Annotated in this window: 17 protein-coding genes; 11 read left to right on the forward strand and 6 right to left on the reverse strand. The window is 70.1% G+C overall.

Annotated elements, in window-relative coordinates:
• Nucleotides 1–43: 43 nt before the first annotated feature.
• From ACKI2N_RS18655 to ACKI2N_RS18670, 4 genes are all read left to right on the forward strand, one after another.
• The gene (locus ACKI2N_RS18655) at nt 44–733 is read left to right on the forward strand and encodes a GntR family transcriptional regulator (protein WP_420996083.1); all 690 of its coding nucleotides are present in this window, start codon (nt 44–46) and stop codon (nt 731–733) included.
• 521 nt (nt 734–1,254) lie between these two features.
• Nucleotides 1,255–1,392, forward strand: coding sequence for a hypothetical protein (locus tag ACKI2N_RS18660; RefSeq protein ID WP_420996084.1), 138 nt, complete (start codon nt 1,255–1,257; stop codon nt 1,390–1,392).
• 35 nt (nt 1,393–1,427) lie between these two features.
• Nucleotides 1,428–2,204, forward strand: coding sequence for an enoyl-CoA hydratase-related protein (locus ACKI2N_RS18665; protein ID WP_420996085.1), 777 nt, complete (start codon nt 1,428–1,430; stop codon nt 2,202–2,204).
• 166 nt (nt 2,205–2,370) lie between these two features.
• Nucleotides 2,371–3,207, forward strand: coding sequence for a crotonase/enoyl-CoA hydratase family protein (locus ACKI2N_RS18670; RefSeq protein WP_420996086.1), 837 nt, complete (start codon nt 2,371–2,373; stop codon nt 3,205–3,207).
• Between the two features lie 3 nt (nt 3,208–3,210).
• On the opposite strand, the gene ACKI2N_RS18675 is transcribed toward ACKI2N_RS18670, so the two are convergent.
• From ACKI2N_RS18675 to ACKI2N_RS18695, 5 genes are all read right to left on the reverse strand, one after another.
• Nucleotides 3,211–3,582: a DUF2784 domain-containing protein gene (locus ACKI2N_RS18675; protein WP_420996087.1), complete on the reverse strand. Its 372-nt coding sequence runs from the start codon at nt 3,580–3,582 to the stop codon at nt 3,211–3,213.
• Entirely contained in the window at nt 3,579–4,496 is a 918-nt protein-coding gene (locus tag ACKI2N_RS18680; protein WP_420996088.1) for a LysR family transcriptional regulator, read from the reverse strand. The genes ACKI2N_RS18675 and ACKI2N_RS18680 overlap by 4 nt, the downstream gene beginning before the upstream one ends.
• A gap of 59 nt (nt 4,497–4,555) precedes the next feature.
• A complete protein-coding gene (locus tag ACKI2N_RS18685; protein WP_420996089.1) occupies nt 4,556–5,068 on the reverse strand; it encodes a hypothetical protein in 513 nt (170 codons plus the stop codon).
• Nucleotide 5,069: 1 nt separating this feature from the next.
• A complete protein-coding gene (locus ACKI2N_RS18690; RefSeq protein ID WP_420996090.1) occupies nt 5,070–5,906 on the reverse strand; it encodes a hypothetical protein in 837 nt (278 codons plus the stop codon).
• A 158-nt stretch (nt 5,907–6,064) separates the two neighbouring features.
• On the reverse strand, nt 6,065–7,006 hold the full coding sequence (locus tag ACKI2N_RS18695) for a LysR family transcriptional regulator (protein ID WP_420996091.1): 942 nt from the start codon (nt 7,004–7,006) through the stop codon (nt 6,065–6,067).
• A 304-nt stretch (nt 7,007–7,310) separates the two neighbouring features.
• On the opposite strand from ACKI2N_RS18695, the gene ACKI2N_RS18700 reads away from it, so the two are divergent.
• Both ACKI2N_RS18700 and ACKI2N_RS18705 read left to right on the forward strand, forming a co-directional pair.
• Nucleotides 7,311–8,621 (forward strand): MFS transporter, encoded by a 1,311-nt coding sequence (locus tag ACKI2N_RS18700; RefSeq protein WP_420996092.1) that lies wholly within the window; start codon nt 7,311–7,313, stop codon nt 8,619–8,621.
• Between the two features lie 102 nt (nt 8,622–8,723).
• Nucleotides 8,724–9,944 carry a M20 aminoacylase family protein gene (locus ACKI2N_RS18705; protein ID WP_420996093.1) on the forward strand — a complete coding sequence of 407 codons (1,221 nt, stop codon included), beginning with the start codon at nt 8,724–8,726 and terminating at the stop codon, nt 9,942–9,944.
• Here ACKI2N_RS18705 and ACKI2N_RS18710 read toward each other — a convergent pair.
• The gene (locus ACKI2N_RS18710; RefSeq protein ID WP_420996094.1) at nt 9,929–10,756 is read right to left on the reverse strand and encodes a hypothetical protein; all 828 of its coding nucleotides are present in this window, start codon (nt 10,754–10,756) and stop codon (nt 9,929–9,931) included. The genes ACKI2N_RS18705 and ACKI2N_RS18710 overlap by 16 nt on opposite strands.
• Nucleotides 10,757–11,111: 355 nt before the next feature.
• Between ACKI2N_RS18710 and gcl the strand changes: the two genes are divergently transcribed.
• From gcl to pyk, 5 genes are all read left to right on the forward strand, one after another.
• A complete protein-coding gene (gene gcl / locus ACKI2N_RS18715) occupies nt 11,112–12,887 on the forward strand; it encodes a glyoxylate carboligase (protein WP_420996095.1) in 1,776 nt (591 codons plus the stop codon).
• 74 nt (nt 12,888–12,961) lie between these two features.
• Nucleotides 12,962–13,744 (forward strand): hydroxypyruvate isomerase, encoded by a 783-nt coding sequence (hyi, locus tag ACKI2N_RS18720; RefSeq protein ID WP_420996096.1) that lies wholly within the window; start codon nt 12,962–12,964, stop codon nt 13,742–13,744.
• Nucleotides 13,745–14,092: 348 nt separating this feature from the next.
• On the forward strand, nt 14,093–15,016 hold the full coding sequence (gene glxR / locus ACKI2N_RS18725; protein ID WP_420996097.1) for a 2-hydroxy-3-oxopropionate reductase: 924 nt from the start codon (nt 14,093–14,095) through the stop codon (nt 15,014–15,016).
• A gap of 82 nt (nt 15,017–15,098) precedes the next feature.
• Nucleotides 15,099–16,412, forward strand: a complete 1,314-nt coding sequence (locus ACKI2N_RS18730; protein WP_420996098.1) for a glycerate kinase type-2 family protein — start codon at nt 15,099–15,101, stop codon at nt 16,410–16,412.
• Between the two features lie 65 nt (nt 16,413–16,477).
• Complete coding sequence (gene pyk, locus ACKI2N_RS18735) at nt 16,478–17,959, forward strand: pyruvate kinase (RefSeq protein ID WP_420996099.1); 1,482 nt, start codon at nt 16,478–16,480, stop codon at nt 17,957–17,959.
• The last annotated feature ends 47 nt before the right edge of the window (nt 17,960–18,006 follow it).

Raw genomic sequence — 18,006 nt, forward strand, 5'->3', positions numbered from 1 at the left:
TCTGGGCATTCCTGATCACGAGAGGCCGCCCCGGCGCGCCATCATGCCCGAGCACATCGACCCTGCCATGACCGCCGAAGCGATCGCCGAAGACATCGTCGCGGCCATCGTTTCGCACCGGCTGCCGCCCGGCACCAAGCTGCGCGAGGAGGCGCTGGCCAGCGTCTACCGCGTCAGCCGCACCAAGGTGCGCGCCGCGCTGCTGATGCTGTCCAAGGACAAGGTCATCCAGATCGTGCCGGACAAGGGCGCCTTCGTGGCCAAGCCCAGCGCGGAAGAAGCGCGCGAGGTGTTCGCGGTGCGCCGCATCCTGGAAGCGGCGCTGGCCCGCGAGTTCGTGGCGCGTGCCGGCGCGGCCGACTACAAGCGCATCGACCGTCATCTTGCCGCCGAGAAAAAGGCGCTGGCCGGCAGCGACGCGCAGTTGCGCACGCGCCTGCTGGGCGACTTCCACATCCTGCTGGCCGAGGTGGTCGGCAACGGCGTGCTGACCGGCATGCTGCAGGAGCTGTCGATGCGCAGCGCCGTGATCACCATGCTCTACCAGTCGCGCCGCGATGCCGCCTGCTCGTCCGACGAGCACCGCGAATTCATCGAGGCCGCGCGCGCCGGCGACGGCGAGCGCGCGGTGGCGCTGATGGTGGAGCACCTGAACCACGTCGAGGCCGCCCTGCATTTCGAGGAACTGCCCGCCGCGCGCGGCAAGGACCTGGTCACGGCGCTGCTGGCCTGAACGGCGCGCCGATGTGCGCCGGCCTTGACCAAGGTCAAGGCGCGCGCGGCGGCGCTGCCCCATCATTGGAACCGTCATGAAGCTGCGGGGGCGCGCTTCATGACACTGGGTGGTCCCTCTGCGGATCCCCGCCCGCACGCCGGCCTGGGTGCGGGCTTTTTCGTTTGCGCGGCCGGTTCCGCGCGGCACAATCCCGCTCCCTTTCCGTTCCCTTCCTGCTCCCTTCCCGCTCCCTTCCTTGCGCGCCTCTTTCCCCGCTTGCCGCCGCCGGTTTGTTGCGCGCCATGCGCACCTCTGTTGCCTGGCATGCGCGTGATCGAATCGCGGCATCGGAGTAGGATGTCGGAGGCCCGGGCCAGGCACCGCCCGGCACCGCACAAAAAAGACAGAAGACAGGAGACCGCCATGACCCGTTCCGCCTCGCCCGCCGCGCACCGCCGCGGCTGAACCGCAGCGCGCCCGGCCGGCGCCGGCCTCATCCGATTTCCGCCATACCCGACCCGCTCCAGGGAGGAAAAGCCATGTCAAACGCGTGCAGGGACGGCGTGCCGTCCGGCAAGGTCGCCTTCATCGCCGGCACCATCGTCGACTGCGACGGCGGCAGCAAGCCCGGCGACGCCTTGGCCGACGCGCTGCATCCGCCCGGCAGGCCGGCCTGACCTTTTTCTTCGCCCCAACCGACAAGGACACAAGCATGACCTCTCCCGTGCTCTATCACGCCGCCGAAGGCGTGGCCACCATTACCCTGAACCGCCCCGACGTGCTCAACGCGCTCAACGCCGAACTGATGGCCGAGCTGCGCGCCTCGGTGGAGCGCGCCGCGCAGGACGAAGCCGTGCGCGCGGTGGTGCTCACCGGCAACGGCCGCGGCTTCTGCGCCGGCGCCGACCTGGCCGGGCGCCAGGGCGAGATGAAGGATTCCGGCACGCTGCTGCGCGAGCGCTACCACCCGATCGTGCTGGCGCTGCGCAACATGCCCAAGCCCGTCGTCACCGCGGTCAACGGCGTGGCCGCCGGCGCCGGCATGAGCCTGGCGCTGGCCGGCGACGTGGTGCTGGCCGGCCGCTCGGCCTCGTTCCTGCAGGCGTTCTCCAAGATCGGCCTGGTGCCCGATGCCGGCAGCACCTACTTCCTGCCGCGCTACGCCGGCGAGATGCGCGCCCGCGCGCTGGCCATCCTGGCCGAGAAGATCGACGCCGAAGAAGCGCACCGCATCGGCCTGGTGTGGAAGGTCCACGCGGACGACGCGCTGGCCGCCGAGACCGCCAAGCTCGCCGCGCACCTGGCGCAGATGCCCACCTTCGCCTACGGCCTGATCAAGGAAGCGCTCAACGCCAGCTTCGACAGCAACCTGCCCGACCAGCTCGAGCGCGAAGCCTCGCTGCAGACGCGCGCGTCGGCCAGCCAGGACTTCAAGGAAGGCGTGGCCGCGTTCCTGGAAAAGCGCAAGCCGCAGTTCAAGGGGCGCTGAGCCGCGGCGCTCGGACACCCGCGTGGACGATGATTCGCCAGTGGTTTGCTCCCCTCTCCCACAAGTGGGAGAGGGGAGCAAACAGGCAGCAGAGGGCAAATGCCAGCGGCTTGCCCGTGCGCGACGGCACGCACAAACCACACACCGGACACGGAGACCGACAACGATGACCCACCCGGCAGACGGCGCTCAGCGCATCGTCCTCACTATCGACCGCGGCGTGGCCGAGGTCAGGCTCAACCGCCCCGACAAGATGAACGCGCTCGACCCCGCCATGTTCGACGCGCTGATCGCAACCGGCCAGCGCCTGCTGCGCGAGCCGGACCTGCGCGCGGTGGTGCTGTCCGGCGAGGGCCGCGCGTTCTGCGCGGGGCTCGACATGCAGAGCATGGCCGGGATCGCCGCGGGCGCCGGCGACGGCATCGCCGCCGGCCGGCTGGCGGCGCGCACGCACGGCATCTCCAACCGGCCCCAGTACGCCTGCATGGTATGGCGCGAGTTGCCGGTGCCGGTGATCGCCGCGGTGCACGGCGTGGCCTTCGGCGGCGGCCTGCAGGTGGCGCTCGGCGCCGACCTGCGCTACGTCGGCGCGGACACGCGCATGTCGGTGATGGAGATCAAGTGGGGCCTGGTGCCGGACATGGCCGGCATGCTGCTGATGCGCGGGCTGGTGCGCCCGGACCGGCTGCGCGAGCTGGTCTACAGCGGCCGCATCGTCGGCGCCGAGGAAGCCTGCGCGCTCGGCCTGGCCACCGCGCTGGTGGACGACCCGCGCGCCGCCGCGCTGGCCGCCGCGCGCGAGATCGCCGGCCGCAGCCCCGACGCCATCCGCGCGGCCAAGCGGCTGCTGCAGGTCAGCGAGGACGGCGAGGGGCGCGATGGCGCCGCCATCCTGCGGGCGGAATCCGTCGAGCAGGATGGCCTGATCGGCACCGCCAACCAGCGCGAGGCGGTGCTCGCCAATCTCGAAAAGCGCGCGCCGGCATTCAAGCCGGCCGCCTAGCGCTCAGCCGCGCCGGCCGCCCCGCCGGCGCCACAGCGCCGCGTAGACCGTCACGTTGAGCAGCAGCACGAGCGCGCCCAGCACCAACTGCGTATGGCGCGTGAGGCCGTCCGGATAGATCAGCGGCATGATGTAGTGCTGCACGAAATCGCCGCCGTAGGCCTGCTGCCCGGCGCGCTCGCGCAGCGCGTTTTCCAGCGGCGTGAGCGGGCAGATCCAGCCGGTCCACTCCACCGCCACGCCCCACGCCGCCGCCGGCAGGTGCAGCCACGCCAGGCGCGGCCAGCGCAGCACCAGCAGGCCGCCGAACATCACGAACAGGATGAAGGCCAGGTGCGCCAGCACCACCGCATCGGCCAGCCATGGCGCGCTCATGGCGTGCGCCGCCCGGTCCAGTAGCCCGGCGCCGCGTACGCGGCCTTGAGGTGCTCGATGAAGAAGCGGATCTTGGCCGGCACGGGGCGCTGCTGCGGGTACACCGCGAGGATGTCGTAGTCCGGCAGCGCGTAGCCGTCCAGCACCGTGATCAGCTCGCCGCTCTCCAGTTGCGGCAGGATCTCCCAGGTGGAGCGCCAGCCCAGCCCCAGGCCCTCGCCGGTCCAGCGGTGCAGCAGCTCGCCGTCGTTGCAGTCGAGGTTGCCGTTCACGCGCACCGTCACCGTCCTGCCGTCCTGCTGGAAATACCAGCCGCGCTGCTGGCCGCCCTGCAGGTTGAACGCCAGGCAGTTGTGCTGCGCCAGGTCGTCCAGCGTGTGCGGCACGCCGTGGCGCGCGAAGTAGGCCGGCGTGCCGCACACCACGCGCTTGTTGGTGGCCAGCCTGATGGCGACGAAGTTCGGGTCGATGGCGCCGCCGATGCGGATGCCCACGTCATAACCTTCGCGCACCAGGTCCACCACGCGGTCGGTCAGGTTGAAGGAAATCTGCACCTCGGGGTTGGCCGCCAGGAACAGCGGCGCGTGCGGCGCCACGTGCTTGCGCCCGAACGCCGCCGGCGCCGACACGATCAGGTGGCCGGTGGCCTTGTGCTTGCCCTCGGCGATCAGCATCTCGGCGCGGTCCAGGTCCGCCAGCGCCTTCTTGCACTGTTCCATGAACGCCGCGCCCTGCTCGGTCACCACGATGCGGCGCGTCGAGCGGTGCAGCAGCTTCACGCCGATGCGCGCCTCCAGCGCATTGATGCGCCGCCCGATCATCACCGGCGTCACGCCCTGCGTGAGCGCCGCCGCGGCCATGCTGCCGTGTTCCACCACGGCGATGAACGCCTCGATCTGTTTGAGTTTGTCCATGCTCGTCCGTCTCCTGCCCGCCATTGTGGCGCATTTGGCGCAGGCGGCGTGCGCAGGGGTCAGCGCGGCTTGGGGCGGAACGGCTTGATGACGTATTTTTCGCCGTGCGCGGCGCAGTCGTCGGCGATGGAATGCCATCTCGCGTGCGTGACCAGATAGGTGCTGCCGTTGATGTCGTCCACCGTTTCCACGGTGTCCCGGCCGAGCTTGAGGTTGCGGCGCGCGGTGGTCAGTCCTGCCTCGCGCATGTCCCGGTATTCGCTTCCGTCCCAGAGGATGTTGGTCTTCTCCTCTTTCCAGTTCACCCACACCTGAAGATTGCCATCGGGCCATTCGTAACCGACGACGCAAAAATGATTGGTGACGCGGTTTTTCTTGTCGAACGCGACGCGTTGACGCATCGCTCGATCGGGACGGAGAAAATACGGGCTCTTAGACACGACGAAACGCCCCTTGGGAGGACTGCCGAATGTCGCCGGAAGATCGTCGGCGGCATTCGACAGTGCAGGCGCGGCGAAGCACAAGGCAAGCAGGATGCAGAGAGTCAGCGAGACGGAAGAACGAAGTGTCATGTCATTGCCCTCTCAATAGCGGATCGCGTCGGAATGCCTCGCTCAGGGTGTAGAAATCATTCCCGCCTTCCGTGATGAATTTCACGAAATTCTTTCCCGGGGAGTCTTCGCCTGCCGTCCGCCACGCGTACAGTCCGGTAGGGCATGGATCTGTGCCGGGATTGCTGCCTCTGGCAACGGCGATCGCGTTCGTCATGAACTCGCGCATGGCAGCATGGCGCGAGTCCGTGGCGTCGTTTGCAATCTTCACAAAATCCCGAAGATTCTTTTCCTGAATGCCGCGCAGCGCGGGATATTGCTCAAACCCCTCCACCTGATTCGGCGCCACGATCAGCGCCGCCAGCGTGCCCGCGTTGCCGGCGCCGAAGAATCTGGGCCCGAACTTGAGCCGGTTGAGCAGCACATGCCGCATCCATTGCATCGACAGCAGCGTGCGCGACTGGGAAACGAAGCCCGGCTGGCCGGGGCCTTTGGCCTCGGCCAGCAGCAGGCGCGCCAGCATGCCGGTTTCGTCGCCGGCAAGCGGCAGCGCCAGTGCCGGTTCAAGCTGAAACTCGACGCCCTGCGGGGCGTGGTCCGGTGCCCCGCCCTGCGTGTGGGCGGTCAGCGCCACGCGCGCCGCCGTGCGGACCTCGCCGATGTCGAGCTTGAGCTTCTGCTCGACGTTGCCGTCGCGCGCCGACACCACCGACACGCGCGCCGCCGGCGACGAGCTGGCGATGCGCAGGTGCTTGCGGTCGGGTCCGAGTCCCGACACCTTGAACCACAGGGTATTGCCGCCGATCAGGGGCATCCGGGCGGGCAGGCTGCTGCCGTCCATCCTGAGAAAAGGTGCCATTCATTCTCCTGAAGTGCCGCAAAGTCGACACCGCGGATCAGGCTAGTGCGCACCGCGCGCCCGTTCTCTCAGGCCTTTCCCAAAGCCGCCGCGGACATTTCCGTAATGGGCGCCATCTTGCGCGCCGTCTTGTTGTCCTACTGTGGTTCTCTTGTCGCTCACTTCGCCCCACGCCCCGGCGCCCGCCCGCGCGGCATCGACTGCGCGCAGTGCCGCACTTCCTTGCTGAACTCGGCGCACGCGTGCGTCATCAGGTCTTCCGAGCGGTAGACCAGGAACACGCGGAAGTCCGGCAGCTCGTCGCTGACCGGCAGGCGCACCAGCGCGGCGGGGTCGAGGCGCAGCGGGCCGCCGGTGCCTTCGAACACGAAGTCGGACCACATGCTGATCAGGTCTGTGCGCGTGGCGAGCTGCAGGCCGAGCAGGTTGGAGGCGCTCTGCACCACGCGCTTGGGCATGTCGAAGCGGTGCAGCCGCATCAGGCTGGCGAGCGGGCTGCCGGGGTCGTCGAGCGGGTCGAGCACGAGCCAGTCGGCGTCGAGCAGCGGGCGCAGCCGCCGTACCCGCCGCAGCGGGTGGCCGGCGCGCACGGCCAGCGACATGCCGGTGGAGAACAGCGGTTCCCACTGGAAGGCGCCGCTGCCGGGGCCGCCGTTGGAGGAGATCAGCCCGAGGTCGAGACGGCCTTCGCGCAGGCCTTCGAGGATCTGCTGCGGACGCATCTCGAACGCGCGCAGCGCCACGTTGGGAAAACGCTGGCGGAACGCGGCCATGGCGTCGGGCAGCGGGCCGCCGGAGGCCACCGCGGTGAGGCCGATATTGAGCTCGGCGTCGGCATGGCCGCGGATGGCCTCGATGTCTTCGAGCGCGTGGCGCAGCTCCTGCTCGACCAGGCTGGCGCGCTTGACCAGCGCCACGCCGTAGGCGGTCAGGCTGACGCCGCGCACCGAGCGCGACAGCAGCGTCACGCCGAGCTCGCGCTCGAGCTCGGCGATGGCCTTGGACAGCGCGGGCTGCGACACATGGAGCGCGCGCGAGGCTTCGTGGATGCTGCCGTGCTGGGCCACCGCCAGCAGGATGCGCAATTGCTGCAGTTTCATCGTCTCGCTTCCGTTGCCGTGTTGCTGTCCGCCGTGGTGCGCCGTGCCCCGCCGCAGTGCGGCAGCGCGCTGCCGGTACCTGCCCGCCGGGCCGCTTCCCGCCTGGGTTCTCGGTAGTTGTACCGATGGCGGGCGGGCGACGGTTATGACGGCGATGCCATTTGGTTATCAGGATGAAAATATATGATTTTCGGCGCGCCGTCTTTGCCTGAATACTTCAGCGCCAGGGAATCTTCATCCCCGCGCTGGACGCAGGCACCGCCCGCCTCCACGACCCCCGCAAACCAGTTCGTGGAGATCCGACATGAACGACGCCATCCTGCCCGCCGCTCCCGCGCTGGCGCCTTCCGCTGCGGCCGCCGCCAGCCCGGCGCGCGCGGGCCAGTTCCGCCTGATCGCCGCCTGCTCGATCGGCAATGCGATGGAGATGTACGACTTCACGGTCTACAGCTTCTTCGCCATCCTGATCGGCAAGCTGTTCTTCCCGTCCGACAGCGCCTATGGCTCGCTGCTGCTGGCGGTGGCCACGTTCGGCATCGGTTTCGTGATGCGGCCGCTAGGCGGTTTCGTGATCGGCAACTACGCGGACCGCCACGGCCGCAAGGCGGCCATGACGCTGACCATCGGCATGATGGTGGCCGGCACGCTGTGCCTGGCGGTGGCGCCGACCTACGCGCTCGCGGGCGTGTGCGGTCCGCTGATGATCGTGGCGGGGCGCCTGCTGCAGGGCTTCTCGCTCGGCGGCGAGATCGGCGCCTCCACCGCCATGCTGATGGAGGCCGGCGGCGTGCGCGGCCGCGGTTTCCGTATCAGCTGGCAGCTCGGCAGCCAGGGCATCGCGGCGCTGCTGGGCGCGCTCACCGCGGCCGTGCTGTACGGCACGCTGCCGGCCGCGGCGCTGGAAAGCTGGGGCTGGCGCGTGCCTTTCGTGCTGGGCCTGCTGATCGCGCCGGTGGGGCTGTACATCCGCGCGCATCTCGATGAAACCCATGTCGCCGAGGCGCGCGCGCCGAGTCCGCTCGGCACGCTGTTCCGCGAGCACGGCGGCACCGTGGCCAAGGGCATCCTCACCATCATCGGCGGCACGGTCGGCACCTACCTCGTGGTGTATTTCATGCCGACCTACATGATCCGCGAGCTGCACCTGCCGGCCTCGCTGTCGCTGCTGGCCGGCTGCGTCACCGGACTGGTGTGCCTGCTCGCGTCGCTGCTGTCCGGCTGGCTGGCCGATCGCCTGCCGCGCCGCAAGCCGCTGGTGCTGGGCGCCATGGCGTTCACGCTGGTGGCGCTCTATCCCGCCTTCTGGCTGATGACGCACTACCCGAGCGTGCCGCTGGTGCTGGGCCTGTCGGCGCTGCTGACCGCCAGCCTCTACCTCGGCTCCACGCCGATGCTGCTGGTGCTGATGGAGATCCTGCCGGCGCGCGTGCGCGCCAGCGGCCTGTCGGTGATCTACGCGGTGGGCGTGACGGTGTTCGGCGGCTCCTGCCAGTTCGTCGTCACCTGGCTGCTGGCGCGCACCGGCAACCTGATGGCGCCGGCGTTCTACATGATGGCCTGCGGCGTGGTGACCATCCTCGCCGTGCTGAGCATCCGCGAAAAGCCGCGAGCCTGAGCTTCCCCTCTTGCGCCACCTCTTGCGCCACCTCTTCCCCACCTCTTCCCCACCTCTTCGGCCACCTCTTCCGCCCTGCCCTTGCTTCCACAGGATTCCCACATGACCCGCGAACCGACCCTGACCCCGTTCCAGCTGCTGCCGCACCTGCTGCCCGGCATCACCGATATCCGGATCGACGCCGAGACCTTCATCGGCATCCGCCGCCAGATCCACGCGCAGCCCGAGCTCGGCTTCGAGGTGGGCGCCACCGGCAAGCTGGTGGCCACGCTGCTGGAAAGCTGGGGCTACGAGGTGCACACCGGCATCGGCAGGAGCGGCGTGGTGGGCCAGCTCCGGCTCGGCAGCGGCAAGCGCCGACTGGGCATCCGCGCCGACATGGACGCGCTGCCCATCGCCGAGAAGACCGGCCTGCCCTACGCCAGCCGGAACCCCGGCAAGATGCACGCGTGCGGCCACGACGGCCACACCGCCATCCTGCTGGCCGCGGCCAAGGCGCTGGCCGACAGCCGCGATTTCGACGGCACGCTCAACCTGATCTTCCAGCCCGACGAAGAGAACCTGTGCGGCGCGCGCGCGATGATCGAGGACGGCCTGTTCGAGCGCTTCCCCTGCGACGCGGTGTACGCGCTGCACAACATGCCGGGCGTGGCGGCCGGCACCTTCCGCGTGCTGCCGGGGCCGGTGAGCCTGTCGTCCGACGTGGCCGACGTGACCCTCAAGGGCGTGGGCGGCCACGGCGCCATGCCGCACCGCACGCGCGACACCATCGCGGCGGCGGCCGCGATCATCACCGCGCTGCAGACGGTGGTGGCGCGCAACGTGGCGCCCGACGACACGGCGGTGCTGTCGGTGGGCTTCATCCGCGGCGGCGCCACCCACAACGTGATTCCGGAAGCGGTGACGCTGGGGCTGAACGTGCGCGCCGCGCGCCCCGAGACGCGCGCGCTGGTGGAGCAGCGCATCCGCGAGATCGTCGGACTGACCGCGCAGGCGCATGGCGTGGAGGCGCACATCGACTACCGCCAGCTGACCCCGCCGATGGTCAACGCCGAGGCCGAGACGCGCCTCGCGCAGCAGGTCTGCGCCGCGCTGGTGGGCGCGGACAAGGTGGTGACGCAGGCGCCGAAGGGACTGAACGGCAGCGAGGATTTCGCCTGGATGCTCAACGCGGTGCCGGGCTGCTACCTGATCCTCGGCAACGGCGAAGGCGAGTTCGGCGGCTGCATGGTGCACAACCCGGGCTACGACTTCAACGACCGGGTGCTGCCGCTGGGCGCGGCGTGCTGGGTACGGCTGGCGCGGACCTACCTGGCGGCCTGATCCAGCGGCGCCGGGCTTTCTTCCCGGCTGTCGGGGCCGCCGAGGCTGTCCGGCGGCACCGGCGCCGGCGACGGCACGGCGGGCCGGGCCGCTGCCACGGGTACGTCCGGCGCGCGCCCGAGCTGCGCGCTGATCTCCGCGGCTTCGGCCAGCACATAGGCCAGCCGCCGCAGCGGCCGCGCCACCTGCAACTGCAGGAACACCACCAGCGCGGCGCCCGCCACGAAGGCCACGCCGTACAGCGACAGCAGCGGCACCAGGCCCGCGCCCTTGCGCGGCAGCTCCAGCAGGCCGGTGACCAGCATCAGCGCCAGCGGGCTTACCGCCACCAGCAGGCCGGCGGTCTTCGCCATGCCTTCCCACATCCGCAGATGCAATTCGACCCGGCGGCCGCGCGCGCGCAGCGCCTGGGCCGGGATGCGCGCGAGCGCGCGCAGCAGCGCGCTTTCGGCGTCGTCGTGCCGGTCGATCTGCTCGGCCAGCGGCCCGAGCGGGTCGCGCAGCCGGCGCAGCAGCGCGGGCGCATGGCTGAGCAGCAGGCCGCCCAGCCCGGCCACGCTGCCGGCCAGCAGGCAGTAGAGCAGGCGCAGCAGCCACGGCGCCGGCGCCCGGTGCTGCGCGCGGGCGTGGAGCACCGCGCCGGCCACCAGCAGCGCCGCCAGCGAGCAGCCCCAGAACAGGCCGAGCAGGCCGCGCTGCAGCCGCGCCGGATCGAGGCCGGCGGGGCGCGGGGCGGCGGTGTCGGGCGGGGATGACGGCCTGCGCTTGAGCGCGTCGAGCAGCTCGCGGGTGGTGGGGAGCCTGGTCAGCATGGCAATTCGGTTTGCGGTGAGTCATTTCCGCGCGCGGCGCCGGTGGCACGCGCACGTGCGCACATTGTCGCCATTTGGCGCGCGGGCAGGGATGCGCGGCGGCAGCGCGCCGGTCTTTTCCTGCAAATTCGCACGTATCGTTGCCGTCACACAACGTGCGGTAATCCGCCGTTGCGCCGTGGCGCAAATGACGCTCCACGGTCGAATTCCATACTCCGGGTATCGAATCAACTGATCCCGCTTCCCTTTATCCCGCACCGCCCGCGGGCATAGCATGGCCCCCAACAGTGAATCACCGCAATTCCCAGCATCCCGGCATTTCCCGGAACACATTGCAGGCACATTGGAGACAGACATGCCCAAGATGAGAGCAGTCGACGCGGCCATCGCCGTACTGGAAAAAGAAGGCGTCACCACCGCGTTCGGCGTGCCCGGCGCCGCCATCAATCCGTTCTACTCGGCGATGCGCCGCGCCGGCACCATCGACCATTTCCTGGCGCGCCACGTCGAAGGCGCGTCGCACATGGCCGAGGGCTACACCCGCGCCGAGGCCGGCAACATCGGCGTGTGCATCGGCACCTCGGGCCCGGCCGGCACAGACATGATCACCGGCCTGTACTCGGCCTGGGCGGACTCCATTCCCATCCTCTGCATCACCGGCCAGGCGCCGCGCGCGCGGCTGTACAAGGAAGACTTCCAGGCGGTCGACATCGAATCGATCGCCAAGCCGGTGACCAAGTGGGCGGTGACCGTGCGCGAGCCGGCGCTGGTGCCGCAGGTGTTCCAGCAGGCCTTCCACCTGATGCGCTCGGGCCGCCCGGGGCCGGTGCTGATCGACCTGCCGTTCGACGTGCAGGTCGCCGAGATCGAGTTCGATCCCGCCACCTACCAGCCGCTGCAGCCGTACAAGCCGGCCGCCTCGCGCGCGCAGGTCGAAAAGGCCATCGCCATGCTCAACGCGGCCGAGCGCCCGCTGATCGTGTGCGGCGGCGGCGTGATCAACGCCGACGCGGCCGCCCTGCTGGTCGAATTCGCCGAGCTGGTCAACGTGCCGGTGGTGCCGACGCTGATGGGCTGGGGCGTGCTGGCCGACGACCATCCGCTGCAGGCCGGCATGGTGGGCCTGCAGACGTCGCACCGCTACGGCAACGCGACCATGCTGGCGTCGGACTTCGTGCTCGGCATCGGCAACCGCTGGGCCAACCGCCACACCGGCAGCGTCGACGTCTACACGAAAGGCCGCAAGTTCGTGCACGTGGACATCGAGCCCACCCAGATCGGCCGCGTGTTCGGCCCGGACCTCGGCATCGTGTCCGACGCCGGGGCCGCGCTGGAACTGTTCGTCGAGATTGCGCGCGACATGAAGATGGCCGGCCGCCTGCCGTGCCGCAAGGGCTGGGTGGCGGACGTGCAGAAGCGCCGCCGCACCATGCGGCGCAAGAGCGATTTCGACAACGTGCCGGTCAAGCCGCAGCGCGTGTACCGCGAGATGAACCAGTACTTCCCGCGCGACGTGCGCTACGTCTCCACCATCGGCCTGTCGCAGATCGCCGCCGCGCAGTTCCTTTCGGTCAACCAGCCGCGCCACTGGATCAACTGCGGCCAGGCCGGGCCGCTGGGCTGGACCATTCCCGCCGCCATCGGCGTGAAGGTGGCCTCGCCGGAATCCGACGTGGTGGCGATCTCGGGCGACTACGACTTCCAGTTCATGATCGAGGAACTGGCCGTGGCCGCGCAGTTCAAGGTGCCCTACATCCACCTCGTGGTGAACAACTCCTACCTCGGCCTGATCCGCCAGGCGCAGCGCAATTTCGACATGGACTACTGCGTGCAGCTCGCCTTCGACAACGTCAACGCGCCCGAGCTGAACGGCTACGGCGTGGACCACGTCAAGGTGGTCGAAGGGCTGGGCTGCAAGGCGATCCGCGTGTTCAAGCCCGAGGACATCGCGCCGGCCTTCGCGCGGGCGCGCGAGCTGATGGCCGAGTTCTCGGTGCCGGTGGTGGTGGAGGTCATCCTCGAGCGCGTGACCAATATCGCCATGGGCACCGAGATCGACAACATCAACGAGTTCGAGCCCATCGAAGACATCGAGGAAGCCATCCTCGGCGAAGAAGTGGAAACGGCGTAAGCCAAGCAACGCAACCGCACCGGGCTGGCGCTTTTGCGCGGCGGCGCCGGTGCTCCAGATTCCGGAGAAAAGACATGCCAAAACTGGCCGCCAACCTGACCATGCTGTTTACCGAGGCGGGCTTCCTCGACCGCTTCGAGGCCGCCGCGCGCGCGGGCTTCCGCGGCGTGGAATTCCTGTTCCCGTACGCCTTCCACGCGGACCAGATCGCGGACCGCCTCAACCGCTTCCAGCTCGACCTGGTGCTGCACAACCTGCCGGCCGGCAAGTGGGACGCGGGCGAGCGCGGCATCGCCTGCCACCCCGACCGCGTCGGCGAGTTCCAGGACGGCGTGGGCGAAGCGCTCAAGTACGCCAAGGTGCTCGGCGTGCGCCAGCTCAACTGCCTGGTGGGCATCCAGCCGCAGGACGTCAAGCGCGAGCAGGCGCAGGAGACGCTGGTGGAAAACCTGCGCTTCGCCGCGCGCGCGCTCGCCGCCGAGCAGATCGACCTGCTGGTCGAGCCGATCAACACCTTCGACATTCCCGGCTTCTTCCTCTCGGGCACCCGCCAGGCGCTGGAACTGATCGGCCAGGTCAACGCGCCCAACCTCTACGTGCAGTACGACATCTATCACATGCAGCGCATGGAGGGCGAGATCGCCGCCACGCTCAAGGCCAACCTGCCGAAGATCAGGCACGTGCAGCTGGCCGACAACCCGGGCCGCAACGAGCCGGGCACCGGCGAGCTGAACTACCGCTTCCTGTTCCAGTGGCTCGACCAGATCGGCTACGACGGCTGGGTCGGCTGCGAGTACAAGCCGAAGACCACCACGGTCGAAGGGCTGGGGTGGCGCGCGGAACACGGCGTGCAGTAAAGACCGCCGCTTGTTTGCTCCCCTCTTCCGGAGAGGATGCTGGAGAGGATGCAGACCGCGATTGTCTGCGCCCCTCTCCCGCTCGCGGGAGAGGGGCCGGGGGAGAGGGCTGGTGCTTGCGAATGCCGCGGTGCGGGAAAAAACCATCGGCTTCATTTTTGGCCTCCATGCTGGACAACACCGCTGGCCTCGCTTGATGTGGCTCCTAGCCGAACCGCCCCTCTCCCCAGCCCTCTCCCCGTGAGGGGAGAGGGGGAACACCTTGCTTGGGCTAGCTCCGGCGGCTTGGGCCCACTCAAAAAAAAGCCGCTGGTTTCATTTCACTTTTTCGCTCCAAGGAGACAACACATGGCAAACCAACGCAACGTCGGCTTCATCGGCCTGGGCATCATGGGCGCGCCGATGGCGGGCCACCTGCGCGCGGCCGGCCACACGCTGTTCGTGCACGACGTGAACCCCGCGCCGCAGGCGCTCGTCGATGCCGGCGTCACCGTCTGCACCAGCGCCGAGGAAGTGGCCAAGCGCGCCGACATCATCGTCATCATGGTGCCGGACACGCCGCACGTCGAAGCGGTGCTGTTCGCCGACAAGGGCGTGGCCGCCGCGCTCAAGAGCGCGGGCAAGGAAGCCGCGCACGGCAAGATCGTGGTCGACATGAGCTCGATCTCGCCGATCGCCACCAAGGACTTCGCCGCGCGCATCAACAAGCTGGGCGCGGCCTACCTGGACGCGCCGGTGTCGGGCGGCGAAGTGGGCGCCAAGGCGGCCTCGCTGACCATCATGGTGGGCGGCCCGCAGGAGTCGTTCGAGGAGGTCAGGCCGCTGTTCGAGCTGATGGGCAAGAACATCACGCTGGTGGGCGGCAACGGCGACGGCCAGACCACCAAGGTGGCCAACCAGATCATCGTGGCGCTGAACATCCAGGCGGTCTCGGAGGCGCTGCTGTTCGCCTCCAAGGCGGGCGCCGATCCGGCGCGCGTGCGGCAGGCGCTGATGGGCGGCTTCGCGGCGTCGCGCATCCTGGAGGTGCATGGCGAGCGCATGGTCAAGCGCACCTTCGACCCGGGCTTTCGCATCGAGCTGCACCAGAAGGACCTGAACCTCGCGCTGCAGGGCGCCAAGGCGCTCGGCGTGGCGCTGCCCAACACCGCCACCGCGCAGGAGCTGTTCAACGCGTGCGCGGCCAACGGCCTGGGCAAGCAGGATCACTCGGCGCTGTGCCGCGCGATCGAGATCATGTCCAACCACGAGATCGCCAAGGGCGGCAAGTAAGTACGCCAGCGCGGCCTGCCAGCGCCGCAGGCCAGTACCGCTCCCCGGCCGTGCCGGGGAGACAGCATTTCCGGATCCAGCCATGTACGCCACCGATTCTTACTCCGCCCTGCTGGTGCCGCCACGCCCGGCCGGCCTCAGCGATCCCCGCGCGCTGCTGCGCGACCTGTTCGACACGGCCGTGGCCGCCGCCAGCGCCGGCCATTGCCTGCCGCCGCGCCTGCCCGCGCCGCCCAGGGGGCGCACCGTGGTGATCGGCGCCGGCAAGGCCGCCGCCGCGATGGCGCAGGCGGTGGAGCTGCACTGGCAGGGCGAGTTGTCCGGGCTGGTGGTCACGCGCTATGGCCACGGCGCGCCGTGCCGCAAGATCGAAGTCGTCGAAGCCGCGCACCCGGTGCCCGACGAGGCCGGCCAGCAGGCTGCCCGGCGCATGGTGGAACTGGTCGGCGGCCTCACCGCCGACGACCTCGTGCTGTGCCTGGTCTCGGGCGGCGGCTCGGCGCTGCTGGCCGCGCCCGCGCCCGGCATCACGCTGGCCGACAAGCAGGCCGTGAACCGCGCGCTGCTCAAGAGCGGCGCCGACATCGGCGAGATGAACTGCGTGCGCAAGCACCTGTCCGCGCTCAAGGGCGGCCGCCTGGCGCTGCACTGCGCGCCGGCGCGCGTGGAGACGCTGCTGATCTCCGACATTCCCGGCGACGATCCCGCGCTGATCGCCAGCGGCCCGACCCTGCCCGACGCCACCACCTGCGCCGACGCGCTGGCGGTGCTCGCCAGGTACGGCATCGCGGTGCCCGCCCACGTGCGCGCGCACCTGGAGAGCGGCGCCGGCGAAACGCCCAAGCCCGGCGACGCGCGCTTCGCCGGCCACCGCAGCATCACGCTCGCCACCGCGCAGCAGGCGCTGGAAGCGGCCGCCGCGCGCGCGCGCGAACTCGGCATCGAGGCGCACGTGCTGTCCGACAGCGTCGAGGGCGAGGCGCGCGAGGTGGCGCTGGTGCACGCCGCCATCGCCCGGCAGGTCGCCCAGCACGGCCAGCCCTTCCGCAAGCCGTGCGTGCTGCTGTCCGGCGGCGAGACCACGGTGACCGTGCGCGGCCGCGGCCGCGGCGGGCGCAACGCCGAGTTCCTGCTGGCGCTGGCGGCCGCGCTCGACGGCCAGCCCGGCGTGCATGCGATCGCCTGCGACACCGACGGCATCGACGGCTCCGAGGACAACGCCGGCGCGCTGCTGTCGCCGGACACGCTGGCGCGCGCGGGGGCGCGCGGCCTGTCGGCGCTCGCCCGCCTGGCGGACAACGACGGCTACGGTTTCTTCGACGGCCTCGGCGACCTGATCGTGACCGGCCCGACCCGCACCAATGTGAACGATTTCCGCGCGATCCTGATCGTGTAGGCAACGCGTACGAACCCAGGCGCGCCCGCCGCGGCGCGCCGCCCGAGAATGGAAGAGGAGACAACATGAGACGCCAGCGCAAAGCCAAGATCGTTGCCACGCTCGGCCCGGCCAGCACCGACATCGCGGTGATCCGGCAATTGTTCGAGGCCGGGGCCGACGTGTTCCGCCTGAACTTCAGCCACGGCTCGCACGAGGACCACCGCCGCCGCTACGACGCGGTGCGCCAGGTCGAGGCCGAGACCGGCCGGCCGATTGCCGTGCTGGCCGACCTGCAGGGCCCGAAGCTGCGCATCGGCACCTTCGCCGCCGGCAAGGTGGCGGTCCGGGCCGGCGACGTGTTCGTGCTCGACAGCGACCCCAGCCCCGGCGACGCCACGCGCGTGCACCTGCCGCATCCGGAACTGTTCCGCGTGGCCGCGCCCGGGCAGTCGCTGCTGATCGACGACGGCAAGGTGCAGCTGACGATCGAATCGGTGGCCAGCGGCAGCATCGTCACGCGCGTGGCCAACCACGGCACGCTGTCCGACCGCAAGGGCGTCAACGTGCCCGACGCGGTGATCCCGATTCCCGCGCTGACCGAAAAGGACCGCAAGGACCTCGACTTCGCGCTGGCGCTGGGCGCGGACTGGATCGCGCTGTCGTTCGTGCAGCGCCCGGCCGACATCGTCGAGGCGCGCGAGATCATCGGCACGCGCGCCGGCGTGCTGTCCAAGATCGAGAAGCCGGCCGCGCTGCAGCAGCTCGAGGAAATCGTGCGCGTGTCGGACGCGGTGATGGTGGCGCGCGGCGACCTCGGCGTGGAACTGCCGCCGGAGCGCGTGCCGGGCGTGCAGAAGCGCATCCTGCGCGTGTGCCGCGAGCACGGCAAACCCATCGTCATCGCCACGCAGATGCTGGAGTCGATGATCGACTCGCCGGTGCCCACGCGCGCCGAGGCCTCCGACGTGGCCAGCGCGATCTACGACGGCGCCGACGCGGTGATGCTGTCGGCCGAGTCGGCCAACGGCCGCCACCCGGTGGCGGCGGTGGCGATCATGAACCGCATCATCGCGGAGGTGGAACGCGACCCGCTCTACCGCAACCTGCTCGACGCCCAGCACGAGGCGCCGCTGTCCACGCGCCAGGACGCCATCTGCGCGGCGCTGCGCGAGGTCACGCGGATCATCGGCGCGGTGGCCACGGTCGCCTACACCTCGTCCGGCGCCACGGCCTTGCGCGCGGCGCGCGAGCGGCCATGCGCGCCCATCGTCAGCATCACGCCGAACCTGGAGATCGCGCGCCGGCTGGCGATCGCGTGGGGCGTGCACTCCACCGTGAGCCCGGACGTGCAGAGCGTGGACGAGATGGTGAACGCCGCCATCCGCGCGGCGCTGGCCGAGGGCTACGCGCAGGCCGGCGACCAGATCACCATCGCGGCGGGCATGCCGTTCGGCCAGGGCGGCACCACCAACCTGCTGCGCGTGGCCGAAGTCACGGCCGCCGAGCCGGCGCGCGCGCAGGCCACCGCGGTGGCGGCCGCGTCCCCCGCCACGGTTACGGCCTGATACATCACTCCCATGCGCTGGCCGCACCGCCGTTGCTATACTGACCG

The sequence above is a fragment of the Cupriavidus sp. 30B13 genome (genome assembly GCF_049059565.2).
Lineage (GTDB): Bacteria > Pseudomonadota > Gammaproteobacteria > Burkholderiales > Burkholderiaceae > Cupriavidus.